We start from the raw sequence: 23,561 nt of genomic DNA on the forward strand, positions 1-23,561 counted from the left end.
CCTTAAAGTGTTTTTAAGCGTTGAAATCTTTAATTAACTTATATAAAATTAGATAGGGTCCAATTTCAAGTGCGCAAAGATACAAAATAAAATAGAATATGTTATTTAAAAGTAATTTTTGATGATTCTTAAATGAAGAAATAAATCCAATAAGATTGATTAATACAATAAGTCCGATAATTGAATAAATGATAGGTTTTGAGGGATTTAGCGTATAAATTATAATGGCATTGATTGGGAATAACACTAAGCCAGCATAATTTTTAAACGTCGTTTTTTGAAATAAATACGAATCGATGAGTTCATCTATGTCAAACAAACTTCCTATTAAACGTTCTAATAGAATCTTAATTAGAAATAAAACCCCAATACCAAACAATAGTTTAAAAAATAGATTAAGGTCAAATTCTGAAGGGTTTACCAATGTAGAATAACTAATAAAGGCAAAAATTGAAACAGATATAATCCCATTGAAAAATAGTAAGGCATCAAATCCATCTATAAATTTTTGGTCCCTTGCATAAATTTTTAAATACTTAGAGTTGCCGATAACCACCAAAAAATCTTTAAACCTGTGGGCAAAAATGTATTTTGATAGCGTAATAAAAACCAGCCCTAAAACTAGGAAAACTGTAAACCAATCATTAGAAATAACCTCTCTTAGCATACTACAAAACTATGAAGAATATTTGACGAATGCATACCTTATAATTTGCAACATTAAATCAATTATATAAGATTAACAATGTTTATGATTTTAAGCCTTATTTATAAGTGATAAAACACTTACTTTTGTCTACAACTAACATCAAAAACTATTTAATTCTCGATGCAAGATGCCATTGTCATCATACCAACCTATAACGAAATAGAAAATATAGAAGCCATTATTAGAGCTGTATTTGCTCAAGATAAGGTCTTTTCTATTTTGATAGTTGACGATAATTCTCCAGATGGTACAGGAACTAAAGTTAAGAGCTTACAAAGTGAATTTCCTGAGAAACTATACCTGTTGTCTAGGGCTAATAAAACGGGACTAGGAACCGCTTATATTGAGGGGTTTAAATGGTGTTTGCAACGACATTATAATTATATTTTTGAAATGGATGCCGATTTCTCTCATAACCCAGAGGATCTTATTAAACTCTATAATGCATGTGCGATAAAAGGTGCAGACATGGCTATTGGCTCTCGTTATATTGGCAATAGAGTTAATGTTGTTGATTGGGATATGAAGCGGTTATTGATGTCGTATTTTGCTTCTAAATATGTGAAATTTATCACGAGAATGAGAATTGACGATACTACAGCTGGTTTTATTTGTTATAGTCGAAAAGTTTTGGAAACAATCAACTTAGACAAGATTAAATTTGTAGGTTATGCGTTTCAAATTGAAATGAAATTTAAAGCCCACCTCAAAGCATTTAATATAGTAGAAGTCCCTATTATATTCACAGATCGAGCAAAAGGAAAGTCTAAAATGAGTGGAAGTATTATTTCAGAAGCGATTTTTGGAGTGATTAATATGAAGTTTAAAAGTTTATTTGGTAAATAAGATGCAGAACAAAACGATACTTATCAAGAATGCTAAAATAGTAAATGAAGGTGCCATCACAGAAGGTGATATTTTAATTGAAGGAGAACTTATCAAAGAAGTTTCAGATTCAATTAGTGCTAAATCGGCCGATGTGATTGTAGTTGATGCCGAAGGTAATTATGTTTTTCCTGGTGTTATAGATGATCAAGTTCATTTTAGAGAACCAGGACTAACGCATAAAGGAAATATTGAGTCTGAGTCTAAAGCAGCACTTGCAGGTGGTATTACATCGTTTATAGAAATGCCTAATACAAACCCTCAAACCACAACAGTAGAGAAATTAGAAGCTAAGTTTGACGTGGCTTCTCAAAGCGCATATGCTAATTATTCTTTCATGTTTGGAGGTACAAATGATAATTTAGATGAAATTCTTAAAGTGAACCCTAAAACGGTTGCTGGTTTAAAGTTATTTCTAGGGTCTTCAACAGGAAATATGCTCGTTGATAATCCTAAAGTTATTGAGAAGATATTTAGTAGCACTGATATGGTTATTTCTGTGCACTGCGAGGACGAAGCTACAATTAGAAAAAATATGCAAACGCATATCGATACCTATGGCGAAGATATCCCAATTGAAAAGCATCCTATTATCAGAAGTGAAGAGGCTTGCTACTTGTCATCTTCAAAGGCCATTGAATTGGCTAAGAAAACTGGAGCTCGATTGCATGTGTTTCATTTATCAACAGGAAAAGAAACCAAACTTTTCAGTAATAAAATTCCATTAAAAGATAAGAAAATAACAGCCGAGGTTTGTATTCATCACCTCTGGTTTAGTGATGAGGATTATAAGCAAAAAGGTACACATATTAAATGGAATCCAGCAGTGAAAACCGCAAAGGATCGTGACGAACTATGGAAGGCTTTATTAGATGATAGAATTGATGTCATAGCCACAGATCATGCGCCACATACGCTTGAAGAAAAAGATAATGTATATACAAAAGCACCTTCAGGCGGACCCCTAGTACAGCATGCCTTGGTTGCTATGATTGAAATGTACCATAAAAATAAAATTTCGTTACCAAAGATTGCTCAAAAAATGGCACATAATCCTGCTATATTGTTTCAGGTTGAAAAACGAGGCTATATTAAAGAAGGGTATTATGCCGATTTAGTGATTGTCGATATCAATAACCCTTGGTCTGTTAAAAAAGATAACATTTTATATAAATGTGGATGGTCACCATTTGAAGGAGCTACCTTTAAATCTAGAGTAACTCATACCTTCTTAAACGGAAGCCTTGTCTATAATAATTTTAAAGTATTAGATGTGAAAGCGGCAAAACGACTCACCTTTAATAGATAAGATTATGATCTGATGTCGCGCTTGTAATAGTGTGAAACTTTGGAAATTGATTCGTCAATAGGACGAAACTTAAACTGAAGTGCCAACTTCACCTTAGCGTTGTCATATAAGGTGTCTTCAGAAATAGATTTAGCCATTTGTTTGGATAATTTTCGACGTTTTCCAAACAGTTTATGATGTGTCCAATCTAAGCGCCAAGCTACTCCTAATAACAACGGAGAGGCTTCTTTAGTTGCTGTTTTTACCTCTAAATTTCTGGCCACTTTATCCTGAAAACTCTTAAACGATGCATTTTCTGAAATTACAATATAGCGCTCATTTTTTAAATGACTCGTCATTAATTGTGTCATTATAGAGACAACGTCCCATACATCTACATAAGCCGATGACCCTTTAGGGTAGTAATTTAAACCTTTATAGATTTGTTTAAACAAACTCCCGCTACCTCCGCCATTCCAAATTCCAGGACCTAAAATAATTCCCGGATTAACAATAACAGCGTCAATGCCTTCTTGAGTGCCTCTCCAAACTTCCATTTCGGCTCCATATTTAGTAATCGCATATACGCTATTGTCATGTTCTGGATTCCATTCTGTCGTTTCTGTAATCAATGTGCTTGAATTTGACTCATGCCCAATGGCAGCAATAGAACTTACATAGCATAATTTTTTAACCGAGTTTGAAATGCATAAATTAACAATATTGGCTGTCCCTTTAATATTGACGTTTCGAAGTTCTTTATAACGGTTGGGTTCAAAACTGATGAAAGCCGCACAATGGTAAACGTAGGCGACGTCTTTAAAGGCTATTTCTAAAGCGGGAATGTCATTTATATTTGCCTCTACCCATTCAATTTTATTATAGAGTTCTTCGGCATTATCAGTATAATAACTAAATACTTTTTTTACAGATTCTAGTTTATGAGCCCTGCGATAAATGGCTCGCACAGCGTCATTATTACTTGCCAAATTAAACAATAGATGTGAACCAACAAGTCCTGTGCCTCCTGTAACTAAAATCATAGCATAAAATTACGCTTTTTTCTAATTGTCTTTTGTCTTTTAAGGTATAAATCTATCTTTGCGGAAGATTACTAATAGATACGTTATGATAAAGAATTTTGTAGAAGAATTACAATGGAGAGGAATGGTTCACCAAACCATGCCTGGAGCTGAAGAACATTTAATGGAAACAATGAGATCTGCCTATATAGGTTTTGATCCTACAGCAGATTCTTTACATATTGGTAATTTGGTACCTATAATGCTCTTAGCACATTATCAACGTTGTGGGCATAAGCCTTTCGCCTTGGTTGGAGGTGCAACAGGAATGATTGGTGATCCATCTGGGAAATCTAGTGAACGCAATTTGCTGGATGAAAAAACCCTACGCCATAACCAAGATGCTATTAAAGCACAGTTATCACATTTCTTAGATTTCGAAAGTGATGCTCCTAATGCTGCTGTGCTAGTTAATAACTATGATTGGATGAAAGACTTTTCGTTTTTAGAATTCATACGCGATGTAGGAAAGCACATTACAGTAAATTATATGATGGCTAAAGATTCTGTTAAAAATAGAATTTCTTCAGAGTCTAGTGATGGGATGTCGTTTACAGAGTTTACATACCAACTGGTTCAAGGTTATGACTTTTTGCATTTGTACAGAGCAAATAATTGTACAATCCAAATGGGAGGAAGTGATCAATGGGGAAATATTACAACTGGAACCGAATTGATTAGACGCATTGCTCGAGGTAAGGGATTTGCCATTACATGTCCTCTTATTACTAAAAGTGATGGTTCTAAATTTGGAAAATCTGAAGGTGGAAATGTATGGTTAGATCCAAACAGAACATCACCTTACAAATTTTATCAATACTGGCTCAATTCTAGTGACGAAGATGCCGAGAAGTATATCAAGATTTTTACGTTTTTAACGGAAAATGAAATCTCGAATATTATAGCATCGCATAAAGAAGCACCAGGCCAGCGAAGTCTACAAAAACGTTTAGCTGAGGAAATGACAACGATGGTGCATTCTAAGGCTGACTATGAAAATGCCGAAAAAGCATCTAATATCTTGTTTAGTAAAACCTTTAAGGCAGATATTAAAACTCTTGACGAAAAAACATTTTTAGATGTTTTTGAAGGTGTGCCTCAAGCCGAAATTTCTAAAGAAGAACTCTCTGAACTTAATATGATAGGAGCTTTGGCTGCAAAGACTAATTTCTTATCATCAAATAGTGAAGCACGACGTGCATTAAAAGAAAATGCCGTGTCTGTGAATAAAGAAAAGGTGAAAGAGGATTATCAATTATCTGAAGAAGACCTAATTAATGATACCTATATCATTCTTAATAAAGGAAAAAAGAATACTTATATTATTAAAGTGTACTAAAAGAAAAACGTCCCGAAAGTAGCGGGACGTTTAACATTAACCAATCAACTATTATTCGAAGCTAATCCTTCTTTTTCATAGAACTCTAAACTATTCGTCTAAATTCATAGCTTCCCAGTTTTTGTCGGCTTTTTTTTGTAAACCTTTCACATTATTTTTTTTCCAGCTTTTTAAAGTGTTATTTCCCCAAGAATTATAGAATAAATAGAGCTTTCCATCTCTAATTTCAAAAGTTTTGGGGTTGATATCCACCTTCTTAGAACTTACAGCTACAGCATATGCACAATAGCCTCCATATTGGGGAATATATTTTTTAGGATCGTTTTTAAATGCTTTAAGATTGTCTTCCGAAGAAAATTTAAACTTTACATTATCGTAGATTGTGGTATAAGCCTTATCACCTTCGATAGCTTGGTTATCAAAATAAGCTACAACATCATAACCTTTAGCTATATAATTCTTTTTGGTGTTGTAATTTACAGACTGTGCGAATGTTGTTATCATTCCGAAGAAAAAGATAACACTAAATAATTTTGTTTTCATGGATTTGTAGTCGATAGAAAACTAAAAAGTTTACAAGACCATTAAATTACAACCTCTAATGTCACTCGAATCGAACCTTCCAATAACATCAAAACTATGATTCTTATAAGTACGCCCTAAATCCTGTGTTGCAATGAATGAACACGAATTGATATTTGCTAAATCAATAATATTTATGCCACCAGTTTTTTCGTTGTTTAGGAGTGTAAGTGCGTCCTCAGGATCACGTGTTAGAATACGCATCCAACTAGGACATTTAAAACGACCATCGCCCAACGAATACGCCTGGCTTAATAGTTCGGTCATCCCATATTCACTATGAACTTTAGAAACACCAAAACCCGATTTTAGAATGGTATGGAGTTCATCTCTTACCATTTCTTTTCTACGACCTTTCATGCCTCCAGTTTCCATTATGATTGTGTTTTGGAGTTTGAATTGATGACTTTCCACGAGGTCTAATAAGGCAAAAGACACCCCAATGAGCAATACTTTTTTCCCTTTAGCATCTAATGCTGTTAATTGTTGTTTTAAGTCATTAATAGTATTGAGGTAGAAACCACTTTCGACATGTTTGGAGGCATTGATCATATCATTTACCATATAGATTAATGATGATCCTTCGCGTTCTAAGTAACTTGGTAATAAAGCAAGAATAACATAGTCTTTAATGTTTCCATAGAATTGCTCAAAACCTTTTCTAAAACTTTGCTCATAAATTGAGAGGTCTGTAACGTAATGCTTACTGGTTGTAGTGCCAGTTGTTCCGCTGCTAGAAAATGTTTCTTGAATGGGGGTTTGAGAACTTAATACCTGGTGACTTTTAAAAAACTGAATGGGTAAAAACGGAATATCTCTAATCTGTTTTACATCACTAGGATGCTTATATAGCAAATCGCAAAAAGAACGATACACTGCGTTATTTTCAAACTGAAATTTAAAAACATCTAAAGCTAGTGTTTGAAATTCTTTTTCAGAAGTAATTGAAAAAATGCGAGTTGTATCTATCATTAGTGCAAAAATAAAAAAAAGCGCCTCGATATTTATGGAGACGCTTTTAAATGATTTGTAATTACAATTTATTTAATGGCTAACTTTTTAGTTGTAGACGCATTATTCTGTGTAATTTTTAAGATATACAACCCTGTGTTTAGGTTTGAAACATTTAATTGATTGTTTTCTAAAGTTTCTCTAATAACTTCTTTTCCAGAAACATCAAAAACACTAACCTCAATACTATCATTGGTGTTAGTTGCATTTATGTTAACCACATGAGATGCAGGATTTGGGTACACATCAAAGTTTGTTGTGCTTACATCATTAGTTGATAATGTTTGCATGAAATTACATGTAGGGAGTGTAAGCCCTGGATTGTCGTTCGTTGTCCAATTTCCTGGATTTAAAATCGCAGCTTTAAGTTGTGAAATAGATCCTGTTGTTGTAGAACAATCATAAACAGCATTGTCAACTTCGGGAGCGATTTCTAAAGAAAATCCAACTAAAGATGCTGGCTGTGCCGAAGATGTTCCTCCTGTTGCATTAGCATCCCATGCGCCATTCATTTGAATACCAGCATAAAAACCACTCTCATCGCCAGCTACAGGTGTATTAGCAGGGTCATAAGCAAATAGTTGGTCACCATTAAAACTAAGGCTCACCAAACTGCTTACTGCTGTGAGCGATCCAATGTTTACTGTTAAACTGTTTACATCTGTAATTAAGATTTCGGTACCAAAAGTTACAATGCTATTTGGTGATGTCCAATCTAAAGTACCTTCGTTGTTTCTAAAACCACCAGCGGCAAACCAACCATTGTCGGTAAACCTGATTGTAGTATTAGCTGGGATATCAACCAATGCCACAAACGAAAATTGGTCTGGATTATCGGCAATGTAACCGGTAAAGGCAATGTCACCTTTTTGTAATTGTGCTTGAACTAAAAATGTTGAAATTAATAGTAATGTTGTTAAATAGATCTTTTTCATTTTAAATTAAGGGGATAAAAATTAATAATTTGGTGCAAAAAATAGAGAAACAATCATAGGACCGTTTCTCTATTTGTATGTAAATAAGAGTGTTTAGATTACTTGATCACTAACTTTTTAGTTATCGAAGCATCATTTTGTGTTATTTTTAAGATGTAAACGCCAGTATTTAATGCAGACACGTTTAAACGGTCATTTGTTAAAGACTCACTGATTACTTGTTTTCCTAAGATATCATAAACAACTACTGAAGTTGCATTGTTATTATTACTTATGATATTTACAAACCCAGTTGAAGTTGGGTTAGGGAATACTTTAAAGCTATCTGCAGAAAACTCTTCAGTAGATAAAGTATTAGGTGTAACATCTGCCCAAGACGTACCAATACGTAATTCGTCAAATGTCATAATTGGAGTTTCACCAGCTGAATCTTGTCTTAGAACAAATGTATCAACAGAAGGATTTGGTGATCCATCAGTATCTGTTAATAATGCAGTAGGAGCTGTGCCACCTAAATCTGCACCAGCAGGATTAACCCATCCATTAATAGCACCAGTATCAACATTATAACTCATAACAATAAAAACATCTTCATTTATATTGTATTTAGTTGTAGTAAAGTTCGAACCAGAACTACCATTTGTTAATGCAATGTCGTACGTTGTACCTACAGGATCAGTATCTGGGTGTACCCATAATCTCGCGTCAAAACTACCAAGAACTGCAAAGTAACCACCATCATTTAAATCTGTAATATTTGATAAGTCACTAATGTTGATAATAAAAGAGGCATAAACTTCTCCAGAAGTTACAGGAGTAAAAGTGATTTCTGAATCTATATTAGAATTTTCAGAACCATCTAACTGAATAGATTCTCCAGTTGGAGCAATTAAGCCTGCATAAGTTAAGTTACCAGAAACAACATCAATTGGATTTGCAGAACCACTAAAGTTATTCCAATTAGCTTGTGCGCCAAGGTCTGCACCTACTGTATAGTCAAAACCTTCATATAAAGGTAAACTGTTTGAAGGCTCACAAACAGGAGATGTTACCGTAGACATAAGGTCACATAACCCTCCATCTTGAACAGTAATTACAACATCTGTTCCTTCTGCAACACCTGTCACTGTAATTGTACCAGTTGCATCACTTGAAGGATCGCCATTTGTTAAATCAACAACTCCTGAATCTGCCATTACTGTATATGTAGAAGTTCCTCCTCCAGAAAAATCAACTGTAGCAGTGTATGTGTCACTAGTAGCACCTGGTGTAAAAGTATCACAAACAGCAGAAGTTGAAGATAAACTTAAATCGCAAACAGCTGTATCATTTTCTGCTCTAAACGTTGGAGCTTTAGTTTCATAAGCATCACCAGCCATATTTAGTTGAAGTGATTCTGTATCATTAGTTCCATTTAGGTTTTCGTCATATTGAACAGATTCTCCCAAACCAGCTAATAACCCAGCGTCATCACCATCACTAGTACCATATACAATAGCATCTACTAAATTTGTTGAAGTCACAGGTGTGTTATCTGGAAAATCAGTGTCATTAGCACTGTAAACAGCAACAGCATCTGCTCCGTTTTGTAAGGCATTACTAGCGCCCATGTCTGTATCACCAGGAAGTGTGATTATAGCGGTGTTACCTAAGATAAAGAATCCGTTAGCATCTAAAGTTTTACCATCAAGATCGTAAGCGGCATAACTTTGGTCATTTGAGCCATTATAAAGTACAACTACTAATCCATCAAGAGATGCGTTAGGCGTTCCTTTAAGCTCAATAAACTCAGCCATATCAGTACCTGGAGTAGCTGCGTCAATTTCGTTTATAACCACTTGACCAAAGGACAAAGATGTTGTTAAAACGGTTAAACATAAAAAGTAAAGTTTTTTCATAATTATTTTGTTTGTTAAAAAGTTAAGTATTTTGAAAAAATAGCAAACAAATATAAGGAGAATTTGGTGTTTAAACGAATAAATGAGATGCTATATCTCCATTTAACAATAGAATAACACTAGTTTTAAGTGGTTAATGTACAGTTTGTAAAGGCTATTGTAGACTTTTATAAGGATGTAGGTGTTTAAACCACAGCGATAGCCAGTTTTTACAAATTCGTGCACAATTAATTATGGCATTATGATTGGTTTTTATAAGGTTAACTTAATGTTATCAATTTATCGTGTAGTATAATTTTTTGTTATTAATAGTATCTTTACATCACAAAGTTTTCACTATTACAATGAAAAAAAGAGATATTAAAATCTTGTTGGTTGATGATGAGCCCGATATTTTAGAGATTGTTGGTTATAATTTATCATCTCAAGGCTATCAAATTAGTACTGCCGAAAACGGTATTGAAGCCGTAAAAAAAGCAAAAAAAGAAAAGCCTCAATTAATCATTTTAGATGTTATGATGCCAGAAATGGATGGCATTGAAGCATGTGAGCTTATTAGAAAGGTTCCAGAATTGAGTGATACTATTATTACATTTTTAACAGCTAGAGGTGAAGATTATTCGCAAATGGCTGGTTTTGATGCTGGGGCAGACGATTATATAACTAAGCCAATTAAGCCTAAAGTATTAGTAAGTAAAGTTAAGGCACTTTTAAGACGCCTAAAAGATGAAGAACAAATAGAAGAAGTTCTAAAAATTGGTGATCTTACCATTAATAGAGAAGAATATAAAATATCAATAAAAGACGAAGAATTGGTCTTGCCAAGAAAAGAGTTTGAATTACTATCTTTGTTAGCAACAAAACCCAATAAAGTCTTTAAACGCGAAGAAATTCTTGATAAGGTATGGGGAAATGAAGTGGTTGTAGGAGGTAGAACCATTGATGTTCATATTAGAAAACTTCGAGAAAAAATTGGAGACAAAAAATTTAAAACCATTAAAGGTGTTGGGTATAAGTTTGTAGACTAATGCAAAAAAAATTAAAAAAATCATACAAGTTTGCTTTTAAAACTTCCTTGTACATTACTTTTTTTTTAACGCTCTTATCGAGTGTTTTTTTGTATTTACTGCATTCTATTGATTTACTTTATTTGGCCTCTTTTGCTTTATTTACTTATATATTGTCTTTTATCGTTATCCAATATAGAGTAGAGCGTTTTATATACAGACGTGTAAAAAAAATCTATGACGACTTAACAATTTTAGAATCAGCCTCGCTAAGAAAACAACCTATTACTACTGATATGGCAACCCTTACTCAAGAAATTGATAAGTATGCTCGAGATAAAAAATTGGAGATTGAAACGCTTAAAGTTAGGGAAGAATATCGTAAAGAGTTTTTAGGTAATGTGTCGCATGAGTTAAAAACACCGTTATTTACTGTTCAAGGCTATTTATTGACCTTGTTAGATGGTGCTATGCACGATGAAAATGTTAGTGAAAAATATTTAAATAGAGCCAACAAGGGCTTAGAACGACTTATCTATATTGTTAAAGATTTAGATATGATTACCAAGTTAGAAGTTGGTGACTTAAGGCTAAATATTGATAGGTTCGATATTGTAGAATTGGTAGAGAGTGTGTTTGATCTTTTGGAAATGAAGGCCTCGAAAAAGAAAATATCGTTAATGTTCGATATAGATTATAATCAACCAATACTTGTCTCAGCAGATAAAGAACGCATCCAGCAGGTGCTTACGAATCTAATTGTAAATTCCATTAAATATGGGAAAGAAAAGGGTACCACCGAAATAAGCATAGAAAACCTTATTAAAAATAAGGTTATAGTAAGAGTTACAGATAACGGAGAAGGTATTTCTAAAGTCAATATCCCACGTTTGTTTGAACGTTTCTATAGAGTCGATAAAAGCGGATCTCGAAAAGAAGGAGGGTCGGGATTAGGACTTTCAATTGTTAAACATATCATTGAAGCTCACGAAGAAAAAATCTATGTAGAAAGTGAAGTAGGTGTAGGAAGTGAATTTTCATTCACCCTAGAAAAGGTGAAATAACTTTTTGTAATTCACATCATAGTTCATCGCATTTAAGCCTTTGTATTCTGAAATCACAGTTAACTTTTCTAAATTGAAATCGCCCTGATTGCAGCTAGGAGCATATCCAAGATCGGTTAATCGTTTCGCTAAATATTCTTGCTCAAATTGCCCTGGTGTAGGAATGAAAAAGGCCTTTTTACTAAGTTTAGTCAAATCCATTATTGTCGTATATCCAGAACGCGCTACGATAAGCGCACTTTCATTAATAACTTTTTCAAGCTCTTTACTCGTGAGATAGTTGTAAATTGTAATGTGCTTCTCTTCGGAAATATGCTGTTGTTTTTCAACACGTCCCATAACAAAAACCACCTTTCCATTAAAATTTTTGAAATCATTTAAAAGTTTACCTTCCAGCAACGTACGTTGAGGTTCAGGACCAGATAAGAGCACCAGAACATCAAATTTCATAGGTGTCGTTTTCTTCTCAAATCGACTCAGCGGACCAATATATTTTATGGGCATTTCATGCATATTAACATGACCTAAAACACCACTTAAATTATGATCACCTAAATTATCTGGAACCCAACATTCATTAAAACGTCTAATGATTTTCTGATGCAGTTTTGTGCTCAACCAAGTCGTATTTCCGCTTAATACTTGAAGTTGATGTGTTACAAATACACAAGGCACTTCTTTGCTATGTACACCCAAGCGATTATCAGATATAATTCCATCTATATTGAATGCTTTTATAATAGAAGCTGTTGCCTTTTTCTCGGCAGTAATGGCTTTCATCAATTTAGGAGAGTTTTGAAACAATTTTAACTTAAAATGATGTCCCTTTTTTGGGTAACTTACGCCATAAGAAGGTAACGCAATGGTTTGCAATTCAGGGAATTCTTTCTCTAACAATAATAAAGCGGCACCATCACTTGCAATAATAGGCTCAAAATGATGAGCAATTAAAGCATTAATAAGAGGAATGCATCTTGCAGAATGGCCTAATCCCCAATTTAAAGGTGCTATGAGTATTCGTTTTTTCAAATTCAGTAAAAACAAAGTTAAAGCTTAAAATGTTTCCTTAATTTTACGGCTTGAATAATAAAAATAAGAAATTGTTAATTTTTTAAAGTGGGAAGTAAAAATAAACTTAGACGATTTAAAGAAAATGAAACCTTTGACAATGTGTTTCAGCCAAAACGAGACGAGCTCGTAAACGAAAAGTACGAACTAAAAGGACAATGGAATATGTCTGTTTTTAAAAATGACAATCCTTTGGTTCTTGAATTGGGTTGTGGTCGTGGCGAATACTCGGTAGAATTGGCAAAGAAATTTCCAAACAAAAATTTTATTGGAATAGATATTAAAGGCGCTAGGTTTTGGAGAGGTGCAAAAACCGCTATTGAAGAGAATATACCTAATGTTGCATTTTTACGAACACAAATAGAATTAGTAGATTATGCGTTCGCAAAACATGAAGTAGACGAAATATGGATAACCTTCCCAGACCCACAAATAAAATACAAACGCACAAAGCATAGAATGACTAATTCCGAATTTTTAAAACGTTACAAAACCATTTTAAAACCAGATGGTGTTGTTAACTTAAAAACCGATAGCGAATTTATGCATGGCTATACACTTGGGCTCCTGCATGGAGAAGGACATGAGGTGCTTTATGCTAATCACAATGTCTATAAACAAGAAGGAAGTCCAGAAGAAGTTACGAGTATACAAACCTATTATGAATCCCAATATCTAGAACAAAACAAACCAATTACGTATATTAGGTTTAAAATTAGTTAGATTTGAACATAACCGCCATTTTCTTTCTGGGATTAATTATCGCCCTTGTTGGAGTTATTCCTCCTGGATTATTAAATATGACCGCTGCAAAGGTAAGTCTAAAGGAAGGTTCAAGTCGTGGCGTGGCGTTTTCTATTGGGGTTTGTTTAATAGTGTTTTTACAAACTTACATTGCGGCAATGCTTGCAAGATATCTTAGTAATCACCCCTATGTTGTTGAAGTTTTGCAACGGGTTGCCTTTGTGATTTTTGTGTTAATTACCATTTATTTTTTATTGCTAGCTAAAACCTCTCCCAAACCCGATGTAGAACAGCATACTAAGAGTAACCACAGTCGTTTTTTTCAAGGTATGTTTTTGTCTGCAATTAATGTGTTTCCTATTCCTTATCAAGCCTATATGACCATTACCATCGCAACGTTTGGGTGGTTTACTTTCGCAACTTCAAACATTGTGACCTATTGTTCTGGGGCAGCAACAGGAACTTTTGTTATGTTATATATTTATATATTCTTTTTTGATAAAATCAAGGATAAAAAATTCACATCTCAAAAAAACATGAACTATATCATTGGTGCAATTACTGGTATCGTTGCAGGTGTGACCTTGATTAATATTATAATGGATTTATAACCCCAGTTAAATACAGATTATACCAATTGGCAAACGACAATTTATATGAAACAAGAAACACTTAATTTCTTTGATAAAGTTTACGAAGTTGCACGATTAATACCTTACGGAAGAGTAACAAGCTATGGTGCTATAGCTAATTATTTAGGCGCAAAACGAAGTGCAAGAATGGTAGGTTATGCTATGAATGGCTCTGCAGGTAAAGACGTACCTGCACATCGTGTGGTAAATCGTAAAGGTTTGCTAACAGGAAAGCATCATTTTGACGGCACCAACCTTATGCAACAACTTCTTGAAAGCGAAGGCATAGAAGTTATCGAAAATCAAATCCAAAACTTGGATAAAGTATATTGGGATCCCGCTAAAGAATTATAAGTAAAGTTATTACAGATTTGATACCTTTTTAAAGTTATGATTTATAACGTTTGGCTTTTTGTCAGACAAAGAAATATTATGAACTTTAGCCAGTAAGTCTGTTTCATTCTTAAAAAGTGAACTTTTAAGAGATTGCATCTCAGATTCTATACTTTCTTTGATTAGTTTTTTAAGACCATCAGTAAAGGACAAGCTAAACTGTTTTTTGTATAAAAAAACATGATTAGAAAGCGTAACTTTACCATCTTCAATACATATATAAATCTGGTTCTTCTTGTCTATAATAAAGAACTCTTCAGATATTGGTGAACTCAGTTTTTTTATATGCGGTTTTTCACAATATGAAGTAATAATACGCTTAACATATTGTGCGTCTTCTTTAAGATCTTTTTTTCTAAATGTGAACATAATGTCTGTTTTTAAAATAGCTACAATGAGGTAACTATAGTTATACTATTAGAAACAATTTGAATGCCAAAGTCACAAAACATTATGAATCAAACACTTAGACGGATATTTTTGCATTTAGTGTCTGTTATTTTGTCGTTCATCGAATCCCAGTAATGCAATTTCGAGTGCTGCCAGTTGTTTTTTACATCAATTAATAGGGTTCATGGCGTCTATTGTGTTATAAATCATTTCAATTAAACGGTTTCAAAATGTAAACATTTCGCTGTATCTTTGCATTTTAGAATGATTCTTAATAAAAGGATCTAGTTTTTAAAACACACTATGAAATTAAATAAACAAGATATACTTAAAGCGCTCGAAACCATTTCTGCACCAGGAGAAGGACAAAATATGGTTGAGAGTGGAGCTGTAACCAATGTTGTCACGTTTGCAGATGAGGTTATTGTAGATATTACTATCTCAAACCCGAGCCTTCAAGCCAAAAAGAAAACCGAAGTTGAAATCATGAAGACCATTCATGATATCGTTTATGAAAAGGCTAAGATTACCGTTAACGTAAAAGTTAATGCTCCAGCAAAAGCAGCTCCTAATGTTATTAAAGGGAAGGCCATTCCTGGAATTAAAAATATTATTGCTGTAGCTTCTGGAAAAGGAGGCGTAGGAAAATCTACAGTAACGGCGAACCTTGCTGTGACTTTGGCAAAAATGGGATTTAAAGTTGGAGTTCTTGATGCCGATATTTATGGGCCGTCGATGCCAATTATGTTTGATGTAGAATTAGAACGCCCATTGGCTGTAAACGTTGATGGGAAATCTAAAATGCGACCAGTAGAAAATTATGGTGTTAAAATGTTATCCATTGGATTTTTTACAAAACCAGATCAGGCTGTAGTTTGGAGAGGACCAATGGCGGCAAAAGCATTAAATCAAATGATTTTTGATGCCGCTTGGGGAGAGCTCGATTTTATGCTCCTTGATTTGCCTCCAGGAACAGGAGATATCCATTTAAGTATTATGCAATCCCTCCCAATAACAGGAGCAGTGGTTGTTAGTACACCGCAAAATGTGGCTTTGGCAGATGCAAAAAAAGGTGTAGCCATGTTCCAACAAGATAGTATCAATGTACCTGTATTGGGTATTATAGAAAATATGGCTTATTTTACACCAGATGAGCTTCCAGATCATAAATATTATATTTTCGGAAAAGAAGGTGCTCAAAACCTTGCCGAAGATTTAGAAGTACGCTTTTTAGGAGAACTACCTTTGGTACAAAGTATAAGAGAAGCTGGAGATGTTGGTCGACCAGCAGCATTACAAACAGCTACATCTTTAGAAAAGGCGTTTGAGAAGCTAACTCAAAATGTCGTTGAAGAAGTAGTGAGACGTAATGACGATTTGCCGCCAACAGAAGCAATTAAAATAACGACCATGGCTGGATGTTCAGCAGTAAAGAAATAATAGATGAGTACAGAAGAATTAAGACTTAACGTAGAAAAAGCATTGGATGAGATTCGTCCTTTTTTGCAAAGTGATGGTGGTGATATTTCATTACTATCCATAGAGGATGATAAGTTGGTTAAAGTGCAATTACAAGGTGCTTGTGTTGGATGTAGTGTTAATCAAATGACACTTAAATCTGGCGTTGAGATGACCATTAAGAAGTACGCACCTCAAATAGAAGAAGTCGTTAATATTGAGTCTTAGTATGGCGTGACCACAAGGGTCAGGCTTTCACTACTCGCTCTCTGCGAGGAGCTCAAACAGGCCGTTCAATCCTTCACGCATAGACTGATAAATGTCATAAAAAAGAGACGTTAATTGTAAGAACTTTGCCCAAACAAAGCTGATTAAGAATTACAGAATTTCGAAACACACAAATGATTAAAACAGATATACTCATTATTGGAGCTGGACCAACAGGTTTATTCACCGTTTTTGAAGCAGGTTTGCTTAAATTAAAATGTCATTTAATTGATGCGTTACCGCAACCAGGAGGTCAATGCTCGGAGATATATCCTAAGAAACCTATCTACGATATTCCTGCATACCCAGAAATTTTAGCAGGTGATTTAACAGATAAATTACTCGAGCAGTGCAAGCAATTTGAACCAGGATTTACACTAGGTGAGCGTGCCGAAACCATAGATAAGCAAGACGATGGTACATTTATAGTTACAACAAATAAAGGTACCAAACATCAAGCACCTGTTGTTGCTATTGCAGGAGGTTTAGGAAGTTTTGAGCCGCGTAAACCATTAATTCATAATATTACCGATTTTGAAGATAAAGGTGTAGAGTATATCATCAAGGACCCAGAAATATATAGAGGTAAAAAAGTAGTGATTGCTGGAGGCGGAGATTCTGCATTAGACTGGAGTATCTTTTTGAGTGATATTGCAAGTGAAGTCACATTAATTCATAGACGCAATGAATTTCGTGGTCACTTAGATTCGGTAGAGAAAGTTCAAGAGTTAAAAAATAAAGGAAAAATAAATCTTGTTACACCTGCTGAGGTAATTGGGATTGTTGGAGATAGAAATGTAAAAGCTGTTGTTGTAAAACAGGCACAACATATTGAAAAAGAATTCGAATTGGAGTGTGACCATTTTATTCCACTCTTTGGCTTGTCTCCAAAACTGGGACCAATAGCAAATTGGGGATTGGAGATTGAAAAAAATGCCATTGTTGTTAACAATGCTCTAGATTATCAAACCAATATTCCAGGAATTTTCGCGATTGGTGATGTGAATACCTATCCAGGAAAATTAAAGTTGATATTATGCGGATTCCATGAAGCAACATTAATGTGCCAAGCAGCATATCAAATTATCAATCCTGGCAAACGTTATGTGTTAAAATATACAACAGTAAGTGGTGTAAATGGATTTGATGGGACACGTAAAGAGGCTCCTAAAGCTGTTGTGAAAAAGATAGATTAATCACTTAGTAAATAGTATTAAGTGGTTAGTAATTAGTGATTAATAAAAAGTAAATAGTAGTAAGTGGTATAATGGCTGTAAAACGATTTGAAGACTTATTAGTTTGGCAAAAATCTCAAGATTTGGCAGTTGCTATTTACAGTACTTTTAAGGACAACAAAGATTTTTCTTTTAGAGATCAAATAAAAAGAGCTACTGTTTCTATTTCTAATAATATTGCCGAAGGTTTTGATAGAAATTCTAATGCCGATTTTTCAAGATTTTTGTATTTTTCACTAGCTTCTAATAGTGAAGTTAGATCAATGTTGTATTTGTCTTTAAGACTTGGTTTTATTAATAAACTTGAGGTTGACAAACTAATTGAAAAAACAAATGAAATTTCTAAGATGTTGCATGGTTTGATTAAGTCTATTAGAAATTAAGAACAAGCTATAAGTTACTAACCACTAACCACTAACTACTAACCACTATTATATGGAACAAGACGTCAACATAAAAATAACAGATCGCGATGGTGTAACTCATGAGGTTTTGGCACCTACAGATATGGCAATGAACCTCATGGAAGTTGTTCGTTCTTACGAGTTGGCTCCAGAAGGTACAGTTGGTATCTGTGGAGGTATGGCCATGTGCGCCTCATGTCAATGTTACGTAAATTCTGAGCACGAACTTCCCGAAATGCAAGACGACGAAGAAGCCATGTTAAGCGAAGCTTTTTATGTTAAGGACAATTCGCGTTTGGGTTGTCAAATTCAAATCACGCCTGAGATGGAAGGTTTAGAAGTAGAACTAGCCCCTGAGAGTTAATCTGTTTTATAATCTACTAATTTTCTAGGTCCTTCTAATACAATTCTAACAATTTTAAGTGTACCATCATCTGTGGTAGCAATTTGCCATTTAATAAGAGAGATTTCACCGTTTTCAATTTCTATACCAGTAATACTTCTTGGGTGGACGCAACTTCCGTCATTAAAAAAAGCGATGTCTCCAGGTTCTGGGAATCGAGGTCTGTGTGTATGACCAACAATCGTGATGAGGTTATCGTTATCTGCAATCCATTTTTTAGTGCGACGTTCAACTTTTATAAGTTCTTTGTAGTTTTTTGCCGGACTTGTAGGATCTGCAATACCCATAACATTGAGTGGCTTCCATAGAACGCGAACCATAAAACGGCTCCATTTCCAAAAGAGATAATTCCACCAATCTGCTTGATGCCCATGGGTTAAGAACAACTCCTGTCCTGTTTCAGAATGTTTTAAAACAACTGCTTCATGGTATTTGATGTCGCAAAAAAGTTCAACATTCTCGCCTATTTTTGGATCAAAATAGGTTGATAAATGTTTTTCTACATAGTCTGGATCTCGATATACCATATCATGATTTCCCCAAATCATGTGTAATCGCTCTTGTTCATGAAATAACTTCATCAACATATACACATTTTTGTGTGCATTTAAGATAGATTCAAACGATAAGTTTTCCCAAAGTTCGTCGCCATCACCTAACTCGCAATAGCTGAAACCTTCAGCATAATAGTGTTTTAAGGCATGAAAATAAATATTTCTGTTATTGGCAAAATCGTCGGCAAAGCTATTATCACCTCTATGGCAATCGCTAAATAAAATTAACTTACTGCTATTGTCAAATGGAACAACTTTAGCATTGTTATAAGCACGATCTAATCTGGATTTTGAAGACATGAATAAACTTTCAACTAAAATAAGCAGAAATTAAATAACTGCGCTAAACTTGTTGTGTTTTTCAATTATAAGGACATGTATATCGGTATAATTAAAGGTTTATGCTTTAATATTTAAAGCTATAACCTTTATCCAGACTCATATTTCGTAATTAGCTTTAAGACATTAAAAATGAACATGCAAAATCATCGCAAAGCCCTGTAAAATGGACAATTGGTGATTTGTTTTCAGTTAACTATTAAAGTATTTACGCAATGAAAAATTTTGTAGCACAGATTTTAACTGTCTTTATATTAATGTTGTTTTCCCTGTCTTATGCACAGGAAAATTCTAAAGACTCATTTACACTTCCAGAAATTATAAGGCCTTCTCCTACGGTAGCTCAATTAATGAAGTTTGAAGAGGTAGATTTAAACCATTATACAGGGCAACCTCGTATAGGGATGCCCTTATTTAGTAAATCCATTAATGGATTAAACTATAGTCTGGCCCTACAATACCAAGTTTCGGGCATTCGCGTAAATGAACAGTCGGGCTGGGTAGGCAAAGGTTGGTCGCTAGAAACTGGCGGTGTGATTTCACGTTCGGTAGTTGGACTACCAGATGATTTAAACGTTCCAGGAATGTTTATTGGAATTAATCACAATCAATTTTATGACTATTGGGATTGGAATATTCTAGACACTTTTGATCCTAACAATCCAGATCCTAATAGTGATGCTTATAAGATAAGAGCGTTTTATTTTGATGCGCAACATGCCCAAGACTATCAATTGGATTATCAACGTGATATCTATCAGTTTAATTTTTTTGGTAGGACAGGACGTTTTCTATTTGTGAAAGAAAATGGTGTTATTACGCCTAAAATTATTGGTGATGCCTCAAAACTAAAAATCACTGTAAGTTATGCTGCACAAACAGGATTTTATGATGGCTATGACAACCCTTATCCTGAAGTCATTGATTCCTTTACAATCACTGATGAGAACGGATTTAAATATACTTTTGATCAAGTCGAGGTTACAAAAAACAATAGTTTTTCCATTTCTTACCCACAACCTGGAAGTGGTGGTGGAGCCGTAGCTCCAGTAGCAGGAGATGATATTCCTAAATTTCGCTCGGCATGGAAACTCAGTAAGGTTGAGACTCCTAACGACTTAAACTTACTAAGTATCGTTTATAAAGATGTTGTAGAAGAACCCGAATATCTTGCTACCACCATTGAACATATTGTAGATGTTAATACCAGACCTTATACTGTAGGGATTACTCCAAGTTGTATTTCAGCATTATACGCTCAACTAAAACCTCTTGCTGTAAGCTCTACGCGAACAACGATTATAGATTCTAAAAAGGTTGATTATATCACATTTAGAGATGGTGTTACCATAGAGTTTACCTCTAACGATAATCACCCTGAATATGTTGGTAAAAGACTCAATTCTGTAGTGATTAAAAACAATGGCAGTGTTAATAAAACCTACGATTTTAATTATAACGCGGCAATGGAGAATACTTCTAGTTTGTTGTTTTTAGATGAAGTTGAGGAAAATAATTCATTAGCCTATGTCTTTGAATATAATAATAAAGAGAATTTAAATGCCTTTGGTCAAACGTTGAGTGATGCCTTTGGATATTATAACAGTGGTGATGAGCAAACGTATAAAGATTTAGTGACCTCTGGTGCACTCTCAAGTATTACATATCCTACTGGAGGTAAACGTGAGTTTAATTGGCAAAGTAATACCTATAGTTATAAAGGTGATCGCTTGTTGACCTTTGATGAGATTTTTGAAAACCCAGATAATTATACGGTAACGCCAGATTCTCAAATTCATAATACAACAAATCATTACCAGACAGGAGGAACGCCTCCAACGAGTGCTGTGCAAACAATAACAGTAAATGTAGATCACAATGCTAATGTTAAATATGAAATATTAAGTGGTCAAGATTATATAGACCCATTTAATTTTACGGTGTACTATGTCCCAATCACTGGTAGTGGTACAGCTGGTAGTTTTATTCTGAATGGTAACAATACAACAGGAAATGTAAAAGTAGGATTAAAAACAGGTACTTATGAATTTCACATTGCCCAAGATCCATTTTTACCAGTAGAAGATGCATATGCTCAATCTACACTGCCACATGCCATTAGTGTAAGATTAGTTATTTCCCCAAAATCATTAATCGCCGATGAATTAAATTGGTGGGTTTATGGAGGCGGTCTTCGTATGTCATCTGTAGAAAATGTAGATGCTGGTCAGACCAAATCTAAAACAGCATTTAACTATCAATTAGAATCTTTAGTTCCAAGCCCAATGGGATATCCAGGTAACCCTAATTTTCAGGGACCAACAAACCCTACACATTATTATTCTAGCGGTTCTTTTGATGGATCATCTCATTTACAACGTAAATACACAATAGATAGTAAACCCATTTACAATGCGGCTCAAATTGTTGAAAACCCCGTGCGCTATTTTGTAACCGAAACTAATAATGCATTGGATGCACAGATGACCCAAGGCAACTTTATAGGCTATAGAGATGTGGCTGCTTATAACGTTGATACATCGGTTGCTCCAACGCCACAAACAAGTGGCGAAACTATTAAAGATGAATCTGTTGTAAAATACAGGTTTCATTCCCCTATTGACTTTCCAACATTTACTGCAGGATATACCTATCCATTTCCTCGTATGCCTGATACAGATTATAAAAGAGGAAATGTAAAAACAGTGTCCATATATGATACAGACAATAGACTTCTTAAGCAAACTACTAATACGTATAATTATGAAAGCGGTGCTATAGAACAAGTAGTGACAGAGTCCTTAGCTTTCGATACTAACGAAAATGATTTTATCAATGGAAGTGATGGAACTGGGCCACATTGTGCAAGAGTCATGTTTGATAACTTTTATTTGTATGGTCAAAATAGCCCTTTACTAACAAAGTATAATACAGATATTTGTACAGGACTACCTTTATCAAGAGCAGGTTTATTCATCGCGTTTGGCTCACCTTTCATACATGTAAATGAGCTAACGGTAGGACCATCTAGACGTTATGACGAGGTGACCTACAAAGTACAGCTTACGTCTACAGAGACTAAGGATTACGTTTATGACGGCACCGAGCAGGTTGTTTTAAACGTTCCTATTCCTGATAAAATGGTGACAACCAATCAAACCTTTAGTTATAGTTCTGATAATTATCAAATTGCAGAACAAAATACATTCCTTAAAGAAAAAGGTGTTGACCAACATTGGCAAACCAAATATTACTATCCAGTAGGACCGAGTTTAAATAGTAATTCAACAGTTATAAAAGACAAGTTAGAGGATTTAAACAAGATTAATGAGGTTTTAGAGACGGAGAGTTTTAAGAATGGTGTTAAGCTAAGTGAGACACAAAATATTTATCATGAATTTGTAAGCAATCAAGTATTACCTCAATCTGTTAAATCGGGTAAGAGTTCAACAACCCCAGAGTCTCGAATAGAATTTATAAAGTATGATGGCTATGGGAATCCACTAGAGCTTAGAAAGTCTGATGGTGTTCCAATAAGTTACATATGGGGATACGACAATACATTTCCCGTAGCAAAACTTCTAAATGTCACTTTTGCTCAGATAGAGACTGTTTTAGGCAGTAATTTCAATGCAGGTTCGGGAGGTTTAACTGCGACCCAGATAAATACATTAAAAACTAATTTTTCAGATGCTCAGGTATCAACTTACGAGTATAATGCTATGGTTGGTATCACAAAGGTGACAGATGCTAGAGGCTATTCTATGACCTATAATTACGATAGTATGAATAGGCTTTTATATGTCAAAGATCAAGATGGTAATATCTTAAGTGAAAATGAATATAACTACAAAAACCAATACTAATACCTATA

The 23,561-nt window shown here is 34.4% G+C and carries 23 protein-coding genes; 14 read left to right on the top strand and 9 right to left on the bottom strand.

Annotated features, from left to right (window positions below; translation table 11 throughout):
• Nucleotides 1–13: 13 nt before the first annotated feature.
• Entirely contained in the window at nucleotides 14–667 is a 654-nt protein-coding gene (locus tag Q0893_RS04880) for a DUF4271 domain-containing protein (protein WP_298900702.1), read from the bottom strand.
• 162 nt (nucleotides 668–829) lie between these two features.
• Between Q0893_RS04880 and Q0893_RS04885 the strand changes: the two genes are divergently transcribed.
• Both Q0893_RS04885 and Q0893_RS04890 read left to right on the top strand, forming a co-directional pair.
• Nucleotides 830–1,555: a polyprenol monophosphomannose synthase gene (locus tag Q0893_RS04885; RefSeq protein ID WP_298900701.1), complete on the top strand. Its 726-nt coding sequence runs from the start codon at nucleotides 830–832 to the stop codon at nucleotides 1,553–1,555.
• Nucleotide 1,556: 1 nt separating this feature from the next.
• Nucleotides 1,557–2,903 (top strand): dihydroorotase, encoded by a 1,347-nt coding sequence (locus Q0893_RS04890; RefSeq protein ID WP_299272867.1) that lies wholly within the window; start codon nucleotides 1,557–1,559, stop codon nucleotides 2,901–2,903.
• 2 nt (nucleotides 2,904–2,905) lie between these two features.
• Here Q0893_RS04890 and Q0893_RS04895 read toward each other — a convergent pair whose 3' ends face one another.
• Nucleotides 2,906–3,925, bottom strand: coding sequence for an NAD-dependent epimerase/dehydratase family protein (locus Q0893_RS04895; RefSeq protein WP_299272869.1), 1,020 nt, complete (start codon nucleotides 3,923–3,925; stop codon nucleotides 2,906–2,908).
• An 85-nt stretch (nucleotides 3,926–4,010) separates the two neighbouring features.
• On the opposite strand from Q0893_RS04895, the gene tyrS reads away from it, so the two are divergent.
• Nucleotides 4,011–5,303 carry a tyrosine--tRNA ligase gene (gene tyrS / locus Q0893_RS04900; protein ID WP_299272871.1) on the top strand — a complete coding sequence of 431 codons (1,293 nt, stop codon included), beginning with the start codon at nucleotides 4,011–4,013 and terminating at the stop codon, nucleotides 5,301–5,303.
• A gap of 90 nt (nucleotides 5,304–5,393) precedes the next feature.
• Here the strand turns inward: tyrS and Q0893_RS04905 are convergent, their stop codons facing one another.
• From Q0893_RS04905 to Q0893_RS04920, 4 genes are all read right to left on the bottom strand, one after another.
• The gene (locus tag Q0893_RS04905; protein ID WP_299272873.1) at nucleotides 5,394–5,846 is read right to left on the bottom strand and encodes a YHS domain-containing (seleno)protein; all 453 of its coding nucleotides are present in this window, start codon (nucleotides 5,844–5,846) and stop codon (nucleotides 5,394–5,396) included.
• Between the two features lie 30 nt (nucleotides 5,847–5,876).
• A complete protein-coding gene (locus Q0893_RS04910) occupies nucleotides 5,877–6,857 on the bottom strand; it encodes an acyl transferase (RefSeq protein WP_299272875.1) in 981 nt (326 codons plus the stop codon).
• 68 nt (nucleotides 6,858–6,925) lie between these two features.
• Nucleotides 6,926–7,831 carry a T9SS type A sorting domain-containing protein gene (locus Q0893_RS04915; RefSeq protein WP_299272877.1) on the bottom strand — a complete coding sequence of 302 codons (906 nt, stop codon included), beginning with the start codon at nucleotides 7,829–7,831 and terminating at the stop codon, nucleotides 6,926–6,928.
• A 98-nt stretch (nucleotides 7,832–7,929) separates the two neighbouring features.
• Nucleotides 7,930–9,729, bottom strand: a complete 1,800-nt coding sequence (locus Q0893_RS04920; RefSeq protein ID WP_299272879.1) for a T9SS type A sorting domain-containing protein — start codon at nucleotides 9,727–9,729, stop codon at nucleotides 7,930–7,932.
• A 344-nt stretch (nucleotides 9,730–10,073) separates the two neighbouring features.
• On the opposite strand from Q0893_RS04920, the gene Q0893_RS04925 reads away from it, so the two are divergent.
• Both Q0893_RS04925 and Q0893_RS04930 read left to right on the top strand, forming a co-directional pair.
• Nucleotides 10,074–10,757: a response regulator transcription factor gene (locus Q0893_RS04925; protein ID WP_298900692.1), complete on the top strand. Its 684-nt coding sequence runs from the start codon at nucleotides 10,074–10,076 to the stop codon at nucleotides 10,755–10,757.
• Nucleotides 10,757–11,800: an ATP-binding protein gene (locus tag Q0893_RS04930; protein ID WP_299272882.1), complete on the top strand. Its 1,044-nt coding sequence runs from the start codon at nucleotides 10,757–10,759 to the stop codon at nucleotides 11,798–11,800. Before Q0893_RS04925 ends, Q0893_RS04930 begins: the two co-directional genes overlap by 1 nt.
• On the opposite strand, the gene Q0893_RS04935 is transcribed toward Q0893_RS04930, so the two are convergent.
• Complete coding sequence (locus Q0893_RS04935) at nucleotides 11,783–12,829, bottom strand: glycosyltransferase (protein ID WP_299272884.1); 1,047 nt, start codon at nucleotides 12,827–12,829, stop codon at nucleotides 11,783–11,785. The two genes, Q0893_RS04930 and Q0893_RS04935, sit on opposite strands and share 18 nt — an antisense overlap.
• An 87-nt stretch (nucleotides 12,830–12,916) precedes the next feature.
• On the opposite strand from Q0893_RS04935, the gene trmB reads away from it, so the two are divergent.
• From trmB to Q0893_RS04950, 3 genes are read left to right on the top strand one after another with little or no spacing between them, the layout of a single operon-like run.
• Entirely contained in the window at nucleotides 12,917–13,591 is a 675-nt protein-coding gene (gene trmB / locus Q0893_RS04940) for a tRNA (guanosine(46)-N7)-methyltransferase TrmB (protein ID WP_299272887.1), read from the top strand.
• Nucleotides 13,592–13,593: 2 nt separating this feature from the next.
• Complete coding sequence (locus tag Q0893_RS04945; RefSeq protein WP_298900688.1) at nucleotides 13,594–14,223, top strand: lysine transporter LysE; 630 nt, start codon at nucleotides 13,594–13,596, stop codon at nucleotides 14,221–14,223.
• A gap of 45 nt (nucleotides 14,224–14,268) precedes the next feature.
• Nucleotides 14,269–14,598 (top strand): MGMT family protein, encoded by a 330-nt coding sequence (locus tag Q0893_RS04950; RefSeq protein WP_298900687.1) that lies wholly within the window; start codon nucleotides 14,269–14,271, stop codon nucleotides 14,596–14,598.
• Between the two features lie 9 nt (nucleotides 14,599–14,607).
• Here the strand turns inward: Q0893_RS04950 and Q0893_RS04955 are convergent, their stop codons facing one another.
• Nucleotides 14,608–15,006: a hypothetical protein gene (locus tag Q0893_RS04955; protein ID WP_299272892.1), complete on the bottom strand. Its 399-nt coding sequence runs from the start codon at nucleotides 15,004–15,006 to the stop codon at nucleotides 14,608–14,610.
• A gap of 324 nt (nucleotides 15,007–15,330) precedes the next feature.
• Between Q0893_RS04955 and Q0893_RS04960 the strand changes: the two genes are divergently transcribed.
• From Q0893_RS04960 to Q0893_RS04980, 5 genes are all read left to right on the top strand, one after another.
• Entirely contained in the window at nucleotides 15,331–16,467 is a 1,137-nt protein-coding gene (locus tag Q0893_RS04960; RefSeq protein WP_299272895.1) for an Mrp/NBP35 family ATP-binding protein, read from the top strand.
• Nucleotides 16,468–16,470: 3 nt separating this feature from the next.
• A complete protein-coding gene (locus tag Q0893_RS04965; RefSeq protein ID WP_298900684.1) occupies nucleotides 16,471–16,713 on the top strand; it encodes a NifU family protein in 243 nt (80 codons plus the stop codon).
• A 173-nt stretch (nucleotides 16,714–16,886) separates the two neighbouring features.
• A complete protein-coding gene (locus tag Q0893_RS04970; RefSeq protein ID WP_298900683.1) occupies nucleotides 16,887–17,948 on the top strand; it encodes an NAD(P)/FAD-dependent oxidoreductase in 1,062 nt (353 codons plus the stop codon).
• A 71-nt stretch (nucleotides 17,949–18,019) separates the two neighbouring features.
• Nucleotides 18,020–18,370 (top strand): four helix bundle protein, encoded by a 351-nt coding sequence (locus tag Q0893_RS04975; protein ID WP_298900682.1) that lies wholly within the window; start codon nucleotides 18,020–18,022, stop codon nucleotides 18,368–18,370.
• Between the two features lie 52 nt (nucleotides 18,371–18,422).
• Nucleotides 18,423–18,755: a 2Fe-2S iron-sulfur cluster-binding protein gene (locus tag Q0893_RS04980; protein WP_298900681.1), complete on the top strand. Its 333-nt coding sequence runs from the start codon at nucleotides 18,423–18,425 to the stop codon at nucleotides 18,753–18,755.
• On the opposite strand, the gene Q0893_RS04985 is transcribed toward Q0893_RS04980, so the two are convergent.
• Nucleotides 18,752–19,648, bottom strand: a complete 897-nt coding sequence (locus Q0893_RS04985) for a metallophosphoesterase family protein (RefSeq protein WP_298900680.1) — start codon at nucleotides 19,646–19,648, stop codon at nucleotides 18,752–18,754. The two genes, Q0893_RS04980 and Q0893_RS04985, sit on opposite strands and share 4 nt — an antisense overlap.
• 254 nt (nucleotides 19,649–19,902) lie before the next feature.
• Here Q0893_RS04985 and Q0893_RS04990 point away from each other — a divergent pair, with 254 nt between their 5' ends.
• Entirely contained in the window at nucleotides 19,903–23,553 is a 3,651-nt protein-coding gene (locus tag Q0893_RS04990; RefSeq protein WP_299272901.1) for a hypothetical protein, read from the top strand.
• Nucleotides 23,554–23,561 lie beyond the last annotated feature (8 nt).

The organism is uncultured Psychroserpens sp. (assembly GCF_947494225.1).
Classification (GTDB): Bacteria; Bacteroidota; Bacteroidia; order Flavobacteriales; family Flavobacteriaceae; genus Psychroserpens.